This is a genomic window from Cupriavidus sp. C2SS-8b (assembly GCF_057073745.1).
The window spans coordinates 2,363,847-2,381,599 of sequence record NZ_CP172717.1 but is presented as its reverse complement, the minus strand read 5'-3'; the positions used below and the strand labels follow the sequence as shown (position 1 = coordinate 2,381,599).

The window sequence follows — 17,753 nt, the reverse complement described above, 5'->3', positions numbered from 1 at the left end:
ATGCGGGCAGGCTTTGCAAGCAAGCATTCACGAGAATTCCACCATGTACACGATCCAGGGAAAGCTCGAACAGGCCGCCGTGGTCAAGACCCACGCGCAGCTGGTGCGCCGCATCGCGCTGCAACTGGCCGCAAAGCTGCCGGCCAGCGTGCAGATCGATGACCTGATCCAGGCCGGCATGATCGGCCTGCTCGACGCGGCCAAGCGCTATGAGGACACGCATGGCGCGCGTTTCGAGACCTACGCCAGCCAGCGTATCCGCGGCGCCATGCTCGACGAGGTACGGGCCAACGACTGGCAGTCGCGCAGCCTGCGCCAGTTCACGCGCCGCATCGAACGCACGCAGCGCGGCCTGGAACAGAAGCTCGGCCGCGCACCGCTCGACTCGGAAGTCGCGCAGGAACTGGAAATGCCGCTGGACGACTACCATGTCTTGCTCAACGAGGTCTATGGCTGCCAGCTCCTTCACTACGAAGACTTCGAGCGCTCGGGCGAAGAAGACTTTCTCGACCGCCATCTTGGCGTCAGCGAAGACGGCAATCCGCTCACGCAGCTGATGGAAAACGGCATGCGCGAAGCGCTGATCCGCGCCATCGACCGGCTGCCCGAGCGCGAAAAGCTCGTGCTGTCGCTGTGCTATGACCAGGAACTCAACCTGCGCGAGATCGGCGCGGTGCTCGAGGTGACCGAATCGCGCGTCTGCCAGATCCGCGGGCAGGCCATCACGCGCCTGCGCAATCAATTGCGCGGCATGCTCTGATGCGCGGCCGGTCAGGCATCGGACGGGTTGTCCTGCAAGCCATGGCGGCCGTGCTGGCGGCGATCGCCACCGCTGCATGGGCCGCGCCCGAGGCCGGCACGCGGCATACCTGGAGCGCATCTGTCAACGGACCGGCGCTGTATGGCCGCGGCCAGCGCACCGTTTCTCCTCCGATCCTGCCAAGCGGCAACCTGCCGCAATCCGAAGGCATCGTCACCTCGGTGCGCTGGCACTACAGCTTTGTCGCGACACCGCCGGTGGACCTGCAGGCTTACCTCTGCAATGCCCAGCGTTGCGTGATGCTGCCGCAGTCGGAAGGCAGGACCGACGCCTTCGATGGCGACGACGCGACGCAGGGCTTTGTGTTTGCCTTCAGGCTGCCCGGGCAGGGTGCGGTGGCGCCTGTGCTGCAGGGCAGGAGCAACCAGGTCATCGTAGGGTTCCGTTGACGGACAGCGTGCCAGCACCGGTGTGACGCTCAAGCCCACATCGGTATCGCCGCCTGGCACCCGCGCGCTGTCCTGTTTCCACGTTTCCGTTCATTCGGTAGCATGTGGCCATACTGTCTCGTGGCAGTGTTCGCGGCCCCTTGTAGCCAATCCCTTCCGTAGCGATGCCGTCGGATCCTGCAGGACGCGATTTCCTGCGGAGAGGGGCCGCCTCGTCACTAGCTTCAGTCGGCCATGCGCTGCGTGCGGGCTGGATGCGTTGGAGGATCAAATGGAAGATCAAGTTGCAGACGTGCTGATCATCGGCGCGGGGCCCGCGGGCGCCGTGGCGGCCGGGCTGCTGCGTCGTCAGGGTATTGGCGTGATGGTGCTCGAGAAGGAGACCTTCCCGCGCTTTTCCATTGGCGAGAGCCTGCTGCCGCAGAGCATGGAATACATCGAGGCGGCCGGCATGCTGCAGGCCGTGGTGGAAGCCGGCTTCCAGTACAAGAACGGCGCGGCGTTTGCGCGTGGCGACCGTTATGTCGATTTCGATTTTCGCGACAAATTCTCGTCCGGCTGGGGAACTACCTACCAGGTACAGCGGGCCGATTTCGATCATGTGCTGATCCGCGAGGCGGCGAAGCAGGGCGCGGAAGTCCGCTTCCGGCACCAGGTGACCGATGTGGACGTATCGGGGGCGCAGCCGGTCGTGACCGTGCGCGATCCCGATGGCAACAACTACCGAGTCACCAGCCGCTTCCTGCTCGATGCCTCCGGCTTCGGGCGCATCCTGCCGCGGCTGCTGCAGCTCGAAACGCCATCCGGCTTTCCGGTGCGCAGCGCCATCTTCACGCATGTCGAAGACCGCGTGATGCCGGGCACCTTCGACCGCAACAAGATTCGCGTCGGCATTCATCCGCGGCATGTGGATGTCTGGTACTGGACCATTCCGTTTTCGAACGGCCGCTGTTCACTGGGCGTGGTCGCCGAGAAGGCATTCCTTGACGGCTATGCGGGCAGCGACACGCAGCGGCTGCAGGCACTGGTGAACGAGGATCCGGCGCTGTCGGGCCTGCTGGCCAATGCGGTCTGGGATACCCCTGCACGCCATATCGCGGGCTATGCGGCAAACGTGAAATCGCTGTGGGGCAATGGCTACGCGTTGCTCGGCAACGCGGGCGAATTCCTCGATCCCGTCTTCTCGTCGGGTGTGACGATCGCGTTCAAGTCGGCAAGCCTGGCGGCGGGATGCATCGTGCGCGAATTCGCGGGCGAGACGGTGGACTGGGAGGCCGACTATGCGCGCATCCTGAAGTCAGGTGTGGATTGCTTCCGTACGTTTGTCGACGCCTGGTATGCCGGGAGTTTCCAGAAACTCGTCTTTCATCCCAATGCCACGCCCGATATCCGTCGCATGATTTCCGCCGTGCTGGCCGGTTATGCGTGGGACCGATCGAATCCGTTCGTCAGGGACCCTCAGCGGGGTCTTAGCGTGCTCGGGCAGTATTGCGACGATTGAACGCCGCCGGCATCAGCCGCTGGCCAGGCTAACGCCGCCGACGCCGGCGGCGGCCTTGCCGTTCTTGCCGTACAGGCCGGAATCGCCGCCGCTGTGCTGGCGCAGCACGTTGATGGCTTCGCGTGTGTGGTCCAGGTGCGCGGAGACGATCGCGCCATTGATCTGGTTTTTGTCTCGTGCGCCGCGCGCGGCGAAAATGAGCTTGCGCCAGGCATCGCCCACGGCCGGGTCGATATTGCGGCCGAGCAACTGGCCCTGCGGGCCGGCGCGCAGGCCGAGCGCGGCCATCTGGGCTTCGCGTGCGGCAACCTGGCGCGAAAGCGCCTGACCCAGCTCCACCTTGCGCGTGAGCAGCCCGCTCAGGGACTGGAAATCCCCGTCCTTGAGGGCTTCGCGCTCTTCGGTGAGCAGTTGGCCGAACGCCGTGACGGCTTCGGCTTCTTTCTGCAGGCTCTGGATCAGGGGCTGGCTCATGGCTGGCTGTTATCAGTGGATGTCGCCCTGGCCCAGTTCGCGCAAGGTGGCAATCAGGCCATCGGCGATCTTGCCCGGATCGATCTTGATCCGGCCTTCGGCGATAGCCTGGCGGATCTCTTCGACCTTGGCGGTGTCGATGTCGTCGTCGGATTCGTTGGCCAGGCGGCTGCCGATTTCACGGACCTGCGCGGCCAGCGGGCTCACGCTCACGCCGCTCGCAGGGGCGGCGGGAGCACTCTGCGCGGCCGCAGGCCGCACAGGGCTGTCCGCAGCCGGGGCGTCGGCCGGCCTGGACGTAGTGGAATGGTTGATCTTCACGGGCGTTCCTTGCTGGGTTCCCTTGTCATTACGGACGCCGCGGCGAAATCTTTAGGAAATTCTCGCCCCGACGGCAGGATTGGCCCGCATTGTCGCACGCCGGCCAGCCCTGCATCCCAGTGTCCCATGATGCATTTTCAGTGGTTTATTGCAGCACGACGGTGTCGCCGCTGCGCACCAGGCCGCTGACGACCTGGCCGTTGCGCAGGCGGATCTGCACGGTATTGCCAATGGCCGCATCGGCGAGGACCTTGCCTTCGCTGCTGATCTGGAACGCTTCACCTTCTACCGCGACGGTGACGGTCTGCCCGGACTTCACGGCAATCGATTTCTTCAGCAGGTCGCTGCGCATTGGCGAGCCCGCCGCGATGCGGTTCGCGGTGACCGCGCCCACGACCTGCGCCGGGTCGGTGATCACGGCCCTGGGCAGCGTGGAAAGGTCGCCCTGGCGCACCTCAAGGTCGGCCGGCGTCACCGGCTCGCCGGGGCCGAGCGCGCGCGTGGCGACGTAGTAATCGGACAGGACCGACACGCGCGCCTGCATATAGCGGATCCACGGCCGCTCGCCGCCGCAGCGCACGCCTACCGAGATGCGGCCCCAGGGGGAAGCGCCCGGCGGCAGGAACGGATCGGGCGACACGCACTCGGGCGCGCGGCCGCCTGACGGGGGCTGCACCTGGACGCTGGCCTTGCCCGGCAAGCCGGCGGTCTGGCGCAGCAGGAACTGCTCGACCGATGCGCGCACCGGGTCTTCCGGAAACGGATTAGGCGCCTGCGCGGCGACCGGGGCGGCTTGTGCCGGTGCGGCCATGGGCGCGCCGGCCATGACCGACAGGACGCCTCCCGCCACCAGGCCCAGCGCCGCACGCATGGCGGCGCGATCAATCTTCTTCATGTCTTCATCCCAGCAAGGACGATGTGGCCACCACGGGAAAGATCCAGCCATCCCGCAGCCGCACGCAAGGAAACGGGTCCCATTGTAGGGAGGCGGTGCCGGGCAAGCCCTCCGAATTGCACGGATTTCCCGTCCTTATTCATCCGATTGGCGTGACAGGGGTGAACCTAAGATGCGATCCCTGAAGAAGGTCGCCCTTCGTCGTTTGCCTGAAGGTTGCTCCAAACGGAGATGCATACATGATTGACAGACTCGACGCGGCATTTCGCTTCCAGCAGGAAGCGCTGAGCCTGCGGACCCAGCGGCAGTCGGTGATTGCCTCCAACATCGCGCACGCGGATACGCCGGGCTACAAGGCCCGCGATTTCGATTTCTCGAGCACGCTGGCGCAGACCATCGAGCGCGGCCACCGTCCCGAGGGCGTGTCGCTGTCGACCACGTCCGTGCGCCACTTGCCGGCGCAGGCGCCGACCCGCGATGACGCCGACCTGGCCTACCGCATTCCGCTGCAGTCGAGCGTCGACGGCAACACGGTCGAAATGGATACCGAGCGCGTGGCTTTCGCCGACAACTCGGTGCACTTCGAGTCCAACCTGACCGTGGTGAGTTCCAAGATCAAGACCATGCTGGCTGCAATCCAGCAGTAAGCGCCGGAGAGACGCATGCCAGCAATGAACATCTTCGACGTCGCGGGCTCGGCCATGGCGGCGCAGTCGCAGCGCATGAACGTGACCGCGTCCAACCTGGCCAATGCCGACAGCGTGGTCAGCCCCGACGGGCAAGCCTACCGCGCCAAGCAGGTCATCTTCGGCATGGCGCCCACGCCCGGCCAGAGCGATGTGGGCGGCGTACAGGTGCAGGGCGTGATGGAAGACCCGTCCCCGCCGCGCCTGGTGCACAACCCCACGCACCCGATGGCCAACGCAGAGGGCTATGTGGTGATGCCCAACGTCAACCCGGTGGAGGAGATGGTCAACATGATCTCGGCCTCGCGTTCCTACCAGGCGAACGTAGAGGTGCTGAACAGCGCCAAGAACATGATGCTCAAGACGCTGACCATCGGCCAGTAACCACAACGGAATCTTCAACGCGACATGACGACTACCTCTTCGGTCAACAGCACCGGCGGCACCAGCAGCACTTCGGGCATCAACGATGCGCTCAAGAGCGGCAGCGCGAGCGCGGCGGACCTGCAGAACAACTTCCTCACGATGCTCGTGACGCAGATGAACAACCAGGATCCGCTCAATCCGATGGACAACTCGCAGCTCACCTCGCAGCTGGCGCAGATTTCCACCGTGAGCAGCATGCAGACCATGAACACGACGCTGAACCAGCTGCTCGGCCAGGTCAGCGCCAGCCGCGCCATGGACTCCGCGTCGCTGATCGGCCGCACGGTGATGGTGCCGGGTTCCCACGTATCGGTCGCGGACGGCGTGGCCGGCAAGCTCGGCGTCGACCTGCCTTCCACCGCCGATGCCGTGACCGTCAACGTGCTCGACAAGGACGGCAACGTGGTGCGCACCATCGACATGAAGGGCCAGACCGCCGGCGTGCACGACATTGCCTGGGATGGCAGGAACGACGCCGGCAACGCTGTGGCCGACGGCGACTACACCTTCAAGGTCAATGCCACGGCCAACGGTGCCTCGGTGCAGCCGGTGGCGCTGATCTACGGCAAGGTCCAGAGCATCAGCGGCGATACGGCTGGCGTGCAGGTCGATATCGGCAATGGCCAGACCGCGGGCGTGGACGACGTCCGCCGCATTCTCTAATCGCGTGGGCGGCCGGCTACCGCCGGCCATTCATCGGAAAACCGGAAAAAAGGAGCAACCATGGGTTTCGGTCAGGGCTTAAGCGGCATTGACGCCGCCGCGCAGAATCTCGATGTGATCGGCAACAACATCGCCAACGCCAACACGGTTGGCTTCAAGCAGTCGAGCGTGCAGTTCGCCGACGTCTTCGCCGGCGCGCAGGTGGGCCTCGGCACACGCGTGAGCAAGGTGGTGCAGTCGTTCGAACAGGGCAATATCACATCAACCGGACGTTCGCTCGACGTGGCAATCACGAACGGCAATGGCTTCTTCCGACTGCAGGATGCCGCGGGCCAGGTGTACTACTCGCGCAACGGCCAGTTCCTGAGCACCGCCGATGGCCACCTGACCAATGGACAAGGGCTGATGCTGACCGGCTATCCGCCTGGCGTGACCGCCGGTGCCGGCGTCCAGCCGCAACCGCTGGTGGTGCCCAATGCGCAGATGGCGCCCAAGGACACCAAGAACGTGGCCATCCAGCTCAACCTGGACTCGGGCGCGACCGTGATCACGCCGGCCACATTCCCGGCCAGCGGCACAGTTCCTCCCGCGTCCAGCTTTAACTACGCCACGACGCTGCAGGTATACGATTCGCTGGGCAATCCGCAGCAACTGACCGCATATTTCGTGAAGCAGCCGGTAGTTGCCGGCCCGCCGCCGACCTCGCCGTGGACGATGTCGGTGCGCGACACGTCCGGCAACGAGGTGGCCACCAATACCGTGTCATTCGATGCCAGCGGCAATATGATCCCGGTCGCCGGCGGCCCGGCACTGGCTAATCCGATCACCATCCCGGCCGCCACGCTGAACAACGGTGCGACGACGCTGACAGCCAAAATCGACCTGACCGGTTCGACGCAATACAAGGGTGATAACGACCCCAAGGGAATCACCCAGGACGGCTACGCCAGCGGCACCTTGCTGGGCTATCAGATCCAGAACGACGGCACGATTCTCGCGAGCTACTCGAACCAGCAGACCAAGTCGCTGGGGCAGGTGGTGCTGGCCGGTTTCGGCAACCCGGAAGGCCTGCAAGCTGCCGGTGACAATGTCTGGACCGCCACCAACAATTCGGGCACGGCGTTGCTCAATGCCCCGGGCGGCGCGCTCGGGCAGCTCAAGTCCAACGCCGTCGAGAGTTCCAACGTGAACCTGTCGAGCGAACTGGTCAACCTGATCGTCGCGCAGCGCAACTACCAGGCCAACGCCCAGACCATCAAGGCGCAGGACCAGGTCATGCAGACCCTGATGAACATCTGATCATGCACGGGACCCACCCCACGGACGCAGCCAGGCAGGACCTATGGACCGCATGATCTACACCGCCCTGTCGGGCGCCAAGCAGATTCTCGACCAGCAAGCCGCCGTGTCGAACAATCTGGCCAATGTCTCGACGCCGGCCTTCCGCGCGCAGATCAATATGTATCGCGCGGTGCCGGTGGTGGGGCAGGAGTCGCCTACGCGCGCCTTCACGCTGACCTCGACGCCGGGCGCCGACATGCGCGCCGGCCCGCTGACCTACACCGGCCGGCCGCTCGACGTTGCCCTGCAGGGCAACGGCTGGCTGGTGGTGCAGGCGCGCGACGGCAGCGAAGCCTATACCCGCGCGGGCTCGCTGCAGGTCGCGCAGGACGGGCAGGTGCAGACCAGCAACGGCCTGCCGGTGATGGGCGACGGCGGCCCGCTGTCGGTGCCGCCGGGTTCGCAAGTCACCATCGGCAGCGACGGCACCATCACCGCGCGGGGTCCTGGCGAGGCGTCCGCCGGCCTGGCGCAAGTCGGCAAGCTGCGTGTGGTGAACCCGCCGGCAGAGGCGATTGCGCGCGGCGATGACGGATTGTTCCGCCTGCGTCCCGGCGCGCAGCCGCTGGAGGCCGATCCGACCGTGCGCGTGGTGTCGGGCGCGCTGGAAGGCAGCAACGTCAACCCGACCGAAGCCATGGTCGACATGATTGCCAATGCGCGCCGCTTCGAGATGCAGATGAAGATGATCACCGGCGCAGACACCAACGACCAGCGCGCCAACCAGCTGCTCTCGACCAACTGAAGCGGCCGCGCCGCCAACCCGTGAACACATGACGCGCCGCTGCCAGCGGCGCGACGCAGGACACCAAGGAACCACATGATCCGCTCTCTCTGGATTGCCAAGACCGGCCTCGATGCGCAGCAGACGCAGATGGACGTGATCTCGAACAACCTCGCCAACGTCTCGACCAACGGCTTCAAGCGTGGCCGCGCGGTGTTCGAGGACCTGATGTACCAGAACATCCGTCAGCCCGGCGCGCTGTCGTCGGACCAGACCACGCTGCCTTCGGGCCTGCAACTCGGCACCGGCGTCCGTCCGGTGGCCACGGAACGCATCCACACCCAGGGCAATCCGCAGCAGACCGGCAATGCGAAGGACGTGGCCATCATCGGCCAGGGCTTCTTCCAGGTGGCGATGCCCGATGGCACCACGGCCTACACGCGCGACGGCTCGTTCCAGGTCGACCAGAACGGACAGATGGTGACTTCGAGCGGCTTCGTGATCCAGCCGGCCATTACCGTGCCGGCGAACGCCACGTCGATGACCATTGCCCGCGACGGCACGGTCTCGGTGACTCAGCCCGGATCGAGCAACAACGTGCAGGTCGGCCAGCTCCAGCTCGCCACTTTCATGAATCCGACCGGCCTGGAAAGCATGGGCGAGAACCTGTACGTGCAGACCGATGCCTCGGGCGCGCCCAACACCACCGTACCGGGCCTGAACGGCGCGGGCGTGCTGCAGCAGAACTACGTGGAAGCCTCCAACGTCAACGTCGTGGAAGAGCTGGTCAGCATGATCCAGACCCAGCGCGCCTACGAGATCAACAGCAAGGCGGTGCAGACATCGGACCAGATGCTGCAGCGCCTGACCCAGATGAGCTGACGGAGCGATGATGGCCAACATGCTTTCCCGCCTGGGCGCGCGCGTTCTGTATTGCCTGGCCGGCCTGGCATTGCTGGCCAGCGGCGGCTGCGCGCTGATGCCGCGCGAGCCGCTTGTACAGTTGCCGACCACCGCGCGCGCCGAACCGCGCCCCATGGGGCCGGCCACCGGTTCGATCTTTGCCTCCTCTTACGCCGGCAATCCGCTGTTCGAGGACCGCCGTCCGCGCAACGTCGGCGACATCCTGACGATCGTCATTACCGAGAACGTCAACGCCACCAAGAACTCGGGCACCAATGCCAGCCGTACCGGCAACACCTCGCTGGCCTTCGACGCCGTGCCCAAGGCACTGGCAGGCTTGTTCAGCAGCAGCTCGAACGCCAGCATCAATGGCGCCAACGGGCTCAAGGCCAGCGGTGGCGCCAGCGCGGCCAACACCTTCAACGGCACCATCACCGTGACCGTGCTGGAGGTGCTGGCGAACGGCAATCTGGTGGTGTCAGGCGAAAAGCAACTGGCCATCAACCAGGGTGCGGAATTTATCCGCTTCTCGGGCGTGGTCAATCCCCGCACCATCACCGGCGACAACGGTGTGCTGTCTACCCAGGTGGCCGATGCGCGCATCGAGTACACCGCCAAGGGCTACATCGACGAAGCACAGAACATGGGCTGGCTGCAGCGCTTCTTCCTCAATGTCTCTCCGTTCTGATCCGTCCATGTCCGCTCCGATGCTTGCCCGTTTTATGTCAAGCCTGCTCAAGGCCAGTATCACCGCGCTGACCGTGGTGGTGGCGTTCGGCTTTGCCGCGAACTTTGCCCATGCGGAGCGCCTGAAGAACCTGGCGACGTTCCAGGGCGTGCGCGATAACCCGCTGGTGGGCTACGGCCTGGTGGTCGGCCTGGACAATACCGGCGACCAGACCATGCAGACGCCGTTCACCACGCAGAGCCTGACCAATATGCTCTCGCAGCTCGGCATCACGTTGCCGGCGGGCAAGAACATGCAGCTCAAGAACGTGGCGGCGGTGATCGTGACGGCCACGCTGCCGGCGTTTGCGCAGCCGGGCAGCCAGCTCGACATCGTGGTGTCGTCGATGGGCAATGCCAAGAGCCTGCGCGGCGGTACGTTGCTGATGACGCCGCTCAAGGGCGCGGACGGACAGGTCTATGCCATCGCGCAGGGCAATATGCTGGTCGGCGGTGCCGGGGCCTCGGCCAACGGCAGCAAGGTACAGGTCAACCAGCTGGCAGTGGGCCGCATTGCCAATGGCGCCATTGTCGAGCGCGCGGTAGCGGCGTTCCAGCCTGACGGCGGCATCATCAACCTGGAGCTGAAGGACACGGATTTCGGCACGGCCGAGCGCGTGGTGGAGGCCATCAACCGCTCCATGGGCGGCGGCGTTGCCGCCGCGCTGGACGGGCGTGTCGTACAGGTGCGCGCACCGGCGTCGCCCGCGGCACGCGTAGGCTTCCTGGCCCGCATCGAGAGCATCGACGTCACGCCGGCGAAGGCCGCGGCCAAGGTGATCCTGAACGCCCGCACGGGTTCCATCGTGATGAACCAGGCTGTGACCGTGGATGACTGCGCGGTGGCGCACGGCAATCTTTCGGTGGTGATCAATACGCAGCCGGTCATCAGCCAACCCGCGCCGTTCAGCGGTGGGCAGACCGTGGTGGCGCCGGTGTCGCAGATCGACATGAAGCAGCAGGGCGGATCGCTGCAGATGGTGAAGGCCGGTGCATCGCTGGCGGCCGTGGTCAAGGGCCTGAACGCGCTGGGCGCGACCCCCGCGGACCTGCAGACCATCCTGGAGGCCATGCGTGCCGCCGGAGCGCTGCGCGCCGAACTGGAGATCATCTGATGGACAGCGGCATTGCAGCGCAGGCGAACCTGTCGCAGCGCTTCGCGCTGGACACGCAGGGCTTCGAGGGGCTCAAGCAGAGCGCACGCAACAGTTCCGACCCGGGCACGCTGCGTGCCGCGGCCAGGCAGTTCGAGGCCGTGTTCACGCAGATGGTCCTCAAGAGCATGCGCGATGCCACGCCGCAGGAAGGTGTGTTCGACAGCGAGCAAGGCAAGCTTTACATGTCGATGCTCGACCAGCAGCTCGCGCAGCAGATGTCGTCACGCGGCATCGGCCTGGCGGAGGTGATGGTGCGTCAGCTGGCGCGGGCTACCGGCGCGCAGGATCCCCAGGGCGTGATCGGCGCTACCTCCGCGCCAGGTGCCAAGGGCACGGCCGCGGCCGACGCCGAGATGGCCCAACTGCTGGACAGCCGCGGCGCCAGCGCAGCCGCCACGTCCGATGGCGATGTGCCTGCCATCGGCACCGTGGTGCCGGGCACGAGCTGGAACCCGATGGCGGGCCTGCGTCAATACCGCTCGCAGGACTATGGCGGGCAGGGCCAGGGGCAGGGAGAAAGCACTCTCGGGCCGTTGCCCGACGATGCGCCGGCCCATGTCACGGCTTTTGTCTCGCGCATGTCCGGCCCGGCGGAGGCGGCATCGCGCGCAAGCGGCGTGCCGGCGCGGCTGATCGTCGGACAGGCTGCGCTGGAATCCGGCTGGGGCCGGCGCGAGATCGCGCACCCGGACGGCAGCACGACCTTCAACGTGTTTGGCATCAAGGCCGGCGCAAACTGGAAGGGCCGCGTGGCCGAAGTCACGACGACCGAGTATGTCGACGGCCAGCCGCAGAAGGTGCGTGCGCGCTTCCGCGCCTATGGCTCGTATGACGAGGCCTGCGCCGACTACGCGCGCCTGCTGACCAATAATCCGCGCTACTCGGCGGTGGTATCGGCGGGCTCGGCCGACGAAGCCGCGCATGGGCTGCAGCGGGCGGGATACGCCACGGATCCGGCCTACGGGCACAAGCTGGTGCAGATCATGAAGAAGGTTTCGGCATAGACATTCGCCCAGCCTTCCCTGGCATCCGGATGGCCCTAAAGACTGCCGCCGCGATTGCCGATAACTAGCACATTCCCTGCCTCCGCGCCGATGTGCCGGAGGCAACCAACAGCATCCGGGGTCAGCGCAACATGTCTCTCTTCAACATTGGTCTTTCCGGTCTGAATACTGCGCAGAACGCGCTGACGACGACCGGCCACAACTTTGCCAACGCGGCCACTGATGGCTACACGCGGCAGAACACCATCGTGGCATCGTCGGGCGGCCAGTACACCAGCCAGGGATTCTTCGGCCAGGGTTCGAATACCACCACGGTGATACGCGTCTATGACGAGTTCCTGACCGGCCAGCTGCGCGGCGCGCAGTCGGCGAGTTCGTCGCTGTCGACCTATGCCGACCAGATCAGCCAGATCGACAATCTGCTGGCAGACCAGAAGGGTGGCTTGGCGCCGCTGATGCAGAAATACTTCGCCGCCGTGCAGGCGGTGGCGGACACCCCCGCTGACCCGGCGGCACGCCAGGGTATGTTGTCGGCGGGCCAGGCGCTCGTGGGCCAGATGCGCGCGGCCAGCAATTATTTCGATCAACTGCAGTCGGGCGTGAACACACAGGTCGGCACTGCTGTCGATCAGATCAATTCCTATACCAGGCAGATCGCCAACCTTAACGGCGAGATCACCAAGCTCAAGGCAGCCTCCGGCGGCCAGCCGCCCAACGATCTGCTGGATCAGCGCGACCAGGCCGTGGCCGAGCTGACCAAGCTGGTCGGCGCCAAGGTGGTGGTGCAGGACGGCGGCACCTACAACGTGTTCGTCGGCAACGGCCAGCCGCTGGTGATGGGTAATGATTCCTACGCATTGAAGGCCATTCCCTCGGCGGCCGATTCGAGCCGGACGGTGGTGGGCCTTACGCTGCCCAACGGCACGGTATATGAGAGCGAAGCGGGTTCCATCACCGGCGGGTCACTGGGCGGTCTGCTGCAGTTCCGCACCGAGACGCTGGACTCGGCACAGAACGCGATCGGCCGCCTGTCACTGGCGCTTGGCCAGTCGTTCAATGACCAGCACAAGCTCGGCATGGATCTGAACGGTGCCGTCGGCAACGACATGTTCACGCTGGGTACGGCGACTACGCAGCCCAATTCGAACAATACCGGCAGTGCCCAGGCACAGACCACGATCACCAGTGCCTCGGCGCTCACCACAAGCGACTACACCCTGCAGTTCGACGGCGCCAATTACACACTGACCCGGCTGTCGGATAAGACGGTGGTGGCCACGCAACCTGCCAGTGCTACGTTGCCGCTCACCATCGGTGCGGACGGCTTCAGCGTGCAGGTCAGTTCGGGTATGGCTCAAAACGACTCGTTCTCGATCCAGCCGACCCGCCATGCGGCCAGCGCCTTCGACATGGCCATCAGTGACCCTGCCAAGATCGCAGCGGCCTCCCCGGCGCGGGTGGATGCTGTGGTGACGAATACCGGCACCGGCACGGCCTCGCTGGCCGCAGTGTCCTCGCCCTTCACCCCCCCGGCCGCCAAGATCACCGCGACATACGGTGCTGCCGGCTATACGTTCGTGGACGAGAAAAACAATGTCATCACCCCGAGCAGTACCGTCGTCAATGGCGCGAACACTGAGTACACCATCGGTGGCCTGACCTTCAGCTTTGGCGGGGCGCCGAGCGCGGGCGACCAGTTTACGCTGTCGCTGTCGGCGACCACCGGTGCGGTGTCCAACAATGGCAATGCATTAGCTTTGGCCAAGCTGCAGAACGCCAAAACCATCGGCGGCGTGTCGAGCTTCAACGACGCCTATGCCCAGCTCGTCAATGACGTCGGCACGCGCGCGAAGTCCGTGCAGATTGCCTCGACATCGCAGGGCAGCATCACGACCCAGATTCGCACGGCCCAGCAATCGGTGTCGGGCGTGAACATGGATGAAGAAACGGTTTCCATGCTCAAGTTCCAGCAGCTCTACCAGGCCAACGCCCGCGTGATCCAGACGGCCAGCACGCTGTTCGACACCATCATCGGCATTGGCCGGTAAGCGGACCAGATCAAGAATTCGAGAAGGAACAGACAATGCGCGTCGCAAGCTCCACGCTTTACCAGCAAGGCCTGGCCTCGATGAACATGCAGCAGTCGTCGCTGCTGCACATCCAGCAGCAGCTCGGCACTGGCCGCAAGGTACTCACGCCCTCCGACGATCCGGTTGCCGCCACGCGCGCGCTGACCATTTCGCAGGCCAGCGCGGTCAACAGCCAGTACGCCACCTCGCGCACGCAGGCCAATATCGCGCTGGGCACGGAAGAAAACACGCTTTCGACCGTGACCACGGTCACGCAGAACATCCAGACGCTGCTGGTGCAGGCCGGCAACGGTACGATGAGCGACGTGGACCGCGCCTCGCTGGCCACGGCACTCCAGGGCCAGTATGACCAGTTGCTCGGCCTGGCCAATGCCGACGACGGCAATGGCCAGTACCTGTTCGGCGGTACAAAATCCGGCTCGGCGCCGTTCGTGCAAGGCGGCGGTGGCGTCCAGTACGTCGGCAATACCGAGCAGCAGCAGCTCCAGGTCGACGTGTCTCGCCAGATGCCGGCCGGCAGCAATGGCCGTGAAGTCTTCCAGAGCGTGCAAAGCTCGGCCGGCTACGTGCTCCAGGGCAACAGCGCGAACACCGGCACCGCGACCTATGGCCAGGTATCCACGACCGATCCGACCAATCCGCTCTACGGCACTGCGCTCACGCTGACGTTCGACGATAGCAGCGGCACGATGCAGTACACCATCAAGGATCCTTCCGGCGCCGCGGTGGCTGGCACGCCGATGAATTACACCGACCCCGGTCAGATTTCCGCGGCTGGCATTACCTTCACGGTCAAGGGGACGCCCAAGAATGGCGACACCATTTCCATGGACCCGGCCAGCCAGGGCAGCACCGACATGTTCGCCAACCTGAAATCGGTGATCGACGCCCTGGGCAAGCCGACGGCAACCGACGCAGACTCGGCCAACCTGTCGAACACCCTCGCCACCGGCCTCCGCCAGTTCTCGAACTCGCTGGACAATGTGCTGACCGTTCGCGCCTCGGTGGGTTCGCGCATGCAGGAGCTGGATGCGCTGAACATCATCGGCACCAACCGGGGCCAGTCGTATTCAGACACGTTGTCCAGCGTTCAGGACCTGGACTACGCTGCGGCGATAACCGAGTACTATCAGCGCCAGACTGCGCTGCAAGGTGCGCAGCAGTCGTTTATGCAAATTCAGGGTATGAATTTGTTTAAATATTTGTAAGGCTTGGGTTCCCGTTGGTCCATCGCCGTGCTGTGCGATGGACCAACTGCTAGGACGAGATAGCAAGCTCGATCAAGCGGTTGAGAGTGTCGATCGCAATGGTGTCGCCATCCTCGTGCAAGGCAATCGCGACGCCCATGGCCGTTTCCGGCGAGACACACAGCGACATCATCCACCCGTCGCGGTCCGCTCCAAGACGTGGACGCTGATCCACCATCGCAAGAGAATAAGAGAACGGTCGCTCGTCACACCGGGGGCGGCGTCTACTGCTCTTTGCATGCATTCCGGTGCGAGCAGCGCCTCGGGGTGCTTAAAGGGGCGCTTGAAGTTTCTTTCGTCAAAGACTTGCAACTTGGCCATGTCCGCATTATTATTCGCTCCCCGCTCGCAGAGCACCGCAAGCGGGAGCGATTTTCTGGCAGAAACTCAAATGAGTACGCCGTCCGGAATAAAGAATTTTTCAGAAGTAGTTGCATAATCGCTGAATGTTCTTTATAGTCTCGCTTCTTCGCTGCTGACGCAAACGCAGCGACGCAAAACGGCAAAGCCGTTTGCGCAGTTCTTTAACAACCAAACAACCGATAAGTGTGGGCGCTTGATAGCGGATGCGAAAGACTTCGGTCTTTTAGCTCAAAAGTTATACAGTGCTCGCACAGCAAAACGTGACTGGGTCTTCGGATCTGGTCAGTCAGTTTTCTGAGAGTGAGCGACCGCTCGAAAGAGCGAGGGTCTTCGGACCCACACAGAGATTGAACTGAAGAGTTTGATCCTGGCTCAGATTGAACGCTGGCGGCATGCCTTACACATGCAAGTCGAACGGCAGCGCGGGCTTCGGCCTGGCGGCGAGTGGCGAACGGGTGAGTAATACATCGGAACGTGCCCTGTCGTGGGGGATAACTAGTCGAAAGATTAGCTAATACCGCATACGACCTGAGGGTGAAAGCGGGGGACCGGTAACGGCCTCGCGCGACAGGAGCGGCCGATGTCTGATTAGCTAGTTGGTGGGGTAAAGGCCTACCAAGGCGACGATCAGTAGCTGGTCTGAGAGGACGATCAGCCACACTGGGACTGAGACACGGCCCAGACTCCTACGGGAGGCAGCAGTGGGGAATTTTGGACAATGGGGGCAACCCTGATCCAGCAATGCCGCGTGTGTGAAGAAGGCCTTCGGGTTGTAAAGCACTTTTGTCCGGAAAGAAAACGTCCTGGTTAATACCTGGGGCGGATGACGGTACCGGAAGAATAAGCACCGGCTAACTACGTGCCAGCAGCCGCGGTAATACGTAGGGTGCGAGCGTTAATCGGAATTACTGGGCGTAAAGCGTGCGCAGGCGGTTTGATAAGACAGGCGTGAAATCCCCGAGCTTAACTTGGGAATGGCGCTTGTGACTGTCAGGCTAGAGTATGTCAGAGGGGGGTAGAATTCCACGTGTAGCAGTGAAATGCGTAGAGATGTGGAGGAATACCGATGGCGAAGGCAGCCCCCTGGGACGTCACTGACGCTCATGCACGAAAGCGTGGGGAGCAAACAGGATTAGATACCCTGGTAGTCCACGCCCTAAACGATGTCAACTAGTTGTTGGGGATTCATTTCTTCAGTAACGTAGCTAACGCGTGAAGTTGACCGCCTGGGGAGTACGGTCGCAAGATTAAAACTCAAAGGAATTGACGGGGACCCGCACAAGCGGTGGATGATGTGGATTAATTCGATGCAACGCGAAAAACCTTACCTACCCTTGACATGCCACTAACGAAGCAGAGATGCATCAGGTGCCCGAAAGGGAAAGTGGACACAGGTGCTGCATGGCTGTCGTCAGCTCGTGTCGTGAGATGTTGGGTTAAGTCCCGCAACGAGCGCAACCCTTGTCTCTAGTTGCTACGAAAGGGCACTCTAGAGAGACTGCCGGTGACAAACCGGAGGAAGGTGGGGATGACGTCAAGTCCTCATGGCCCTTATGGGTAGGGCTTCACACGTCATACAATGGTGCGTACAGAGGGTTGCCAACCCGCGAGGGGGAGCTAATCCCAGAAAACGCATCGTAGTCCGGATCGTAGTCTGCAACTCGACTACGTGAAGCTGGAATCGCTAGTAATCGCGGATCAGCATGCCGCGGTGAATACGTTCCCGGGTCTTGTACACACCGCCCGTCACACCATGGGAGTGGGTTTTGCCAGAAGTAGTTAGCCTAACCGCAAGGAGGGCGATTACCACGGCAGGGTTCATGACTGGGGTGAAGTCGTAACAAGGTAGCCGTATCGGAAGGTGCGGCTGGATCACCTCCTTTCCAGAGCGTGCATCTAACGTCGAGCGTTCACACTTATCGGTTTGTTTGTTGTTTCAGCCTGGGCTGAAGCCAAATGCAAGCGCTTAAATCCAAGCGCTTGCATTTGGCATTTGCCAAGCGAGCGCGGGTCTATCCTGCGC

The 17,753-nt window shown here is 63.7% G+C and carries 18 protein-coding genes and 1 rRNA gene; 15 read left to right on the top strand and 4 right to left on the bottom strand.

What is annotated here, in order from left to right; genetic code table 11:
• The first annotated feature begins 43 nt into the window (after nucleotides 1-43).
• The 3 genes from ACIGJB_RS27730 (at nucleotide 44) to ACIGJB_RS27720 (ending at nucleotide 2,710) form a co-directional block, all read left to right on the top strand.
• Nucleotides 44-760 carry an RNA polymerase sigma factor FliA gene (locus ACIGJB_RS27730; RefSeq protein ID WP_483733159.1) on the top strand — a complete coding sequence of 239 codons (717 nt, stop codon included), beginning with the start codon at nucleotides 44-46 and terminating at the stop codon, nucleotides 758-760.
• Nucleotides 760-1,209 carry a flagellar protein FlhE gene (locus tag ACIGJB_RS27725; protein WP_483733158.1) on the top strand — a complete coding sequence of 150 codons (450 nt, stop codon included), beginning with the start codon at nucleotides 760-762 and terminating at the stop codon, nucleotides 1,207-1,209. The genes ACIGJB_RS27730 and ACIGJB_RS27725 overlap by 1 nt, the downstream gene beginning before the upstream one ends.
• 271 nt (nucleotides 1,210-1,480) lie before the next feature.
• Nucleotides 1,481-2,710 (top strand): NAD(P)/FAD-dependent oxidoreductase, encoded by a 1,230-nt coding sequence (locus tag ACIGJB_RS27720; protein WP_483733157.1) that lies wholly within the window; start codon nucleotides 1,481-1,483, stop codon nucleotides 2,708-2,710.
• A gap of 12 nt (nucleotides 2,711-2,722) precedes the next feature.
• Here ACIGJB_RS27720 and ACIGJB_RS27715 read toward each other — a convergent pair whose 3' ends face one another.
• The 3 genes from ACIGJB_RS27715 to flgA form a co-directional block, all read right to left on the bottom strand.
• A complete protein-coding gene (locus tag ACIGJB_RS27715) occupies nucleotides 2,723-3,184 on the bottom strand; it encodes a flagella synthesis protein FlgN (protein WP_483733156.1) in 462 nt (153 codons plus the stop codon).
• Between the two features lie 12 nt (nucleotides 3,185-3,196).
• A complete protein-coding gene (gene flgM / locus ACIGJB_RS27710) occupies nucleotides 3,197-3,505 on the bottom strand; it encodes a flagellar biosynthesis anti-sigma factor FlgM (RefSeq protein ID WP_483733155.1) in 309 nt (102 codons plus the stop codon).
• A gap of 145 nt (nucleotides 3,506-3,650) precedes the next feature.
• Entirely contained in the window at nucleotides 3,651-4,400 is a 750-nt protein-coding gene (flgA, locus tag ACIGJB_RS27705; protein ID WP_483733154.1) for a flagellar basal body P-ring formation chaperone FlgA, read from the bottom strand.
• Between the two features lie 239 nt (nucleotides 4,401-4,639).
• Between flgA and flgB the strand changes: the two genes are divergently transcribed.
• The 11 genes from flgB (at nucleotide 4,640) to flgL (ending at nucleotide 15,328) form a co-directional block, all read left to right on the top strand.
• The gene (gene flgB, locus ACIGJB_RS27700; RefSeq protein ID WP_483733153.1) at nucleotides 4,640-5,047 is read left to right on the top strand and encodes a flagellar basal body rod protein FlgB; all 408 of its coding nucleotides are present in this window, start codon (nucleotides 4,640-4,642) and stop codon (nucleotides 5,045-5,047) included.
• Nucleotides 5,048-5,062: 15 nt separating this feature from the next.
• On the top strand, nucleotides 5,063-5,470 hold the full coding sequence (gene flgC / locus ACIGJB_RS27695) for a flagellar basal body rod protein FlgC (protein WP_483712518.1): 408 nt from the start codon (nucleotides 5,063-5,065) through the stop codon (nucleotides 5,468-5,470).
• 24 nt (nucleotides 5,471-5,494) lie between these two features.
• Entirely contained in the window at nucleotides 5,495-6,175 is a 681-nt protein-coding gene (flgD, locus tag ACIGJB_RS27690) for a flagellar hook assembly protein FlgD (protein WP_483733152.1), read from the top strand.
• Between the two features lie 60 nt (nucleotides 6,176-6,235).
• Nucleotides 6,236-7,474 carry a flagellar hook protein FlgE gene (gene flgE / locus ACIGJB_RS27685; protein ID WP_483733151.1) on the top strand — a complete coding sequence of 413 codons (1,239 nt, stop codon included), beginning with the start codon at nucleotides 6,236-6,238 and terminating at the stop codon, nucleotides 7,472-7,474.
• A 43-nt stretch (nucleotides 7,475-7,517) separates the two neighbouring features.
• On the top strand, nucleotides 7,518-8,261 hold the full coding sequence (gene flgF / locus ACIGJB_RS27680; protein WP_483733150.1) for a flagellar basal-body rod protein FlgF: 744 nt from the start codon (nucleotides 7,518-7,520) through the stop codon (nucleotides 8,259-8,261).
• Nucleotides 8,262-8,336: 75 nt separating this feature from the next.
• Nucleotides 8,337-9,122, top strand: a complete 786-nt coding sequence (gene flgG, locus ACIGJB_RS27675) for a flagellar basal-body rod protein FlgG (RefSeq protein ID WP_483712513.1) — start codon at nucleotides 8,337-8,339, stop codon at nucleotides 9,120-9,122.
• A 10-nt stretch (nucleotides 9,123-9,132) separates the two neighbouring features.
• Nucleotides 9,133-9,831, top strand: coding sequence for a flagellar basal body L-ring protein FlgH (flgH, locus tag ACIGJB_RS27670; protein WP_483734680.1), 699 nt, complete (start codon nucleotides 9,133-9,135; stop codon nucleotides 9,829-9,831).
• A complete protein-coding gene (locus ACIGJB_RS27665) occupies nucleotides 9,815-10,984 on the top strand; it encodes a flagellar basal body P-ring protein FlgI (RefSeq protein WP_483733149.1) in 1,170 nt (389 codons plus the stop codon). Before flgH ends, ACIGJB_RS27665 begins: the two co-directional genes overlap by 17 nt.
• Nucleotides 10,984-12,030, top strand: a complete 1,047-nt coding sequence (gene flgJ, locus ACIGJB_RS27660) for a flagellar assembly peptidoglycan hydrolase FlgJ (protein WP_483733148.1) — start codon at nucleotides 10,984-10,986, stop codon at nucleotides 12,028-12,030. The genes ACIGJB_RS27665 and flgJ overlap by 1 nt, the downstream gene beginning before the upstream one ends.
• 131 nt (nucleotides 12,031-12,161) lie before the next feature.
• The gene (flgK, locus tag ACIGJB_RS27655; RefSeq protein ID WP_483733147.1) at nucleotides 12,162-14,078 is read left to right on the top strand and encodes a flagellar hook-associated protein FlgK; all 1,917 of its coding nucleotides are present in this window, start codon (nucleotides 12,162-12,164) and stop codon (nucleotides 14,076-14,078) included.
• A gap of 35 nt (nucleotides 14,079-14,113) precedes the next feature.
• Nucleotides 14,114-15,328 carry a flagellar hook-associated protein FlgL gene (gene flgL, locus ACIGJB_RS27650; protein ID WP_483733146.1) on the top strand — a complete coding sequence of 405 codons (1,215 nt, stop codon included), beginning with the start codon at nucleotides 14,114-14,116 and terminating at the stop codon, nucleotides 15,326-15,328.
• 49 nt (nucleotides 15,329-15,377) lie between these two features.
• On the opposite strand, the gene ACIGJB_RS27645 is transcribed toward flgL, so the two are convergent.
• Nucleotides 15,378-15,500, bottom strand: coding sequence for a hypothetical protein (locus ACIGJB_RS27645; RefSeq protein WP_483733145.1), 123 nt, complete (start codon nucleotides 15,498-15,500; stop codon nucleotides 15,378-15,380).
• Nucleotides 15,501-16,079: 579 nt separating this feature from the next.
• Between ACIGJB_RS27645 and ACIGJB_RS27640 the strand changes: the two genes are divergently transcribed.
• Nucleotides 16,080-17,613, top strand: a 16S ribosomal RNA gene (locus tag ACIGJB_RS27640).
• Nucleotides 17,614-17,753 lie beyond the last annotated feature (140 nt).

Coding starts and splice junctions, on each gene's coding strand:
- ACIGJB_RS27665 (WP_483733149.1), top strand. CDS start 9,815: ATGTCTCTCCGTTCTGATCCGTCCATGTCCGCTCCGATGCTTGCCCGT.
- flgK (WP_483733147.1), top strand. CDS start 12,162: ATGTCTCTCTTCAACATTGGTCTTTCCGGTCTGAATACTGCGCAGAAC.
- flgE (WP_483733151.1), top strand. CDS start 6,236: ATGGGTTTCGGTCAGGGCTTAAGCGGCATTGACGCCGCCGCGCAGAAT.
- ACIGJB_RS27730 (WP_483733159.1), top strand. CDS start 44: ATGTACACGATCCAGGGAAAGCTCGAACAGGCCGCCGTGGTCAAGACC.
- flgJ (WP_483733148.1), top strand. CDS start 10,984: ATGGACAGCGGCATTGCAGCGCAGGCGAACCTGTCGCAGCGCTTCGCG.
- flgC (WP_483712518.1), top strand. CDS start 5,063: ATGCCAGCAATGAACATCTTCGACGTCGCGGGCTCGGCCATGGCGGCG.
- ACIGJB_RS27725 (WP_483733158.1), top strand. CDS start 760: ATGCGCGGCCGGTCAGGCATCGGACGGGTTGTCCTGCAAGCCATGGCG.
- flgA (WP_483733154.1), bottom strand. CDS start 4,400: ATGAAGAAGATTGATCGCGCCGCCATGCGTGCGGCGCTGGGCCTGGTG.
- flgD (WP_483733152.1), top strand. CDS start 5,495: ATGACGACTACCTCTTCGGTCAACAGCACCGGCGGCACCAGCAGCACT.
- flgG (WP_483712513.1), top strand. CDS start 8,337: ATGATCCGCTCTCTCTGGATTGCCAAGACCGGCCTCGATGCGCAGCAG.
- flgL (WP_483733146.1), top strand. CDS start 14,114: ATGCGCGTCGCAAGCTCCACGCTTTACCAGCAAGGCCTGGCCTCGATG.
- ACIGJB_RS27720 (WP_483733157.1), top strand. CDS start 1,481: ATGGAAGATCAAGTTGCAGACGTGCTGATCATCGGCGCGGGGCCCGCG.
- flgF (WP_483733150.1), top strand. CDS start 7,518: ATGGACCGCATGATCTACACCGCCCTGTCGGGCGCCAAGCAGATTCTC.
- flgB (WP_483733153.1), top strand. CDS start 4,640: ATGATTGACAGACTCGACGCGGCATTTCGCTTCCAGCAGGAAGCGCTG.
- ACIGJB_RS27715 (WP_483733156.1), bottom strand. CDS start 3,184: ATGAGCCAGCCCCTGATCCAGAGCCTGCAGAAAGAAGCCGAAGCCGTC.
- flgH (WP_483734680.1), top strand. CDS start 9,133: ATGGCCAACATGCTTTCCCGCCTGGGCGCGCGCGTTCTGTATTGCCTG.
- ACIGJB_RS27645 (WP_483733145.1), bottom strand. CDS start 15,500: ATGATGTCGCTGTGTGTCTCGCCGGAAACGGCCATGGGCGTCGCGATT.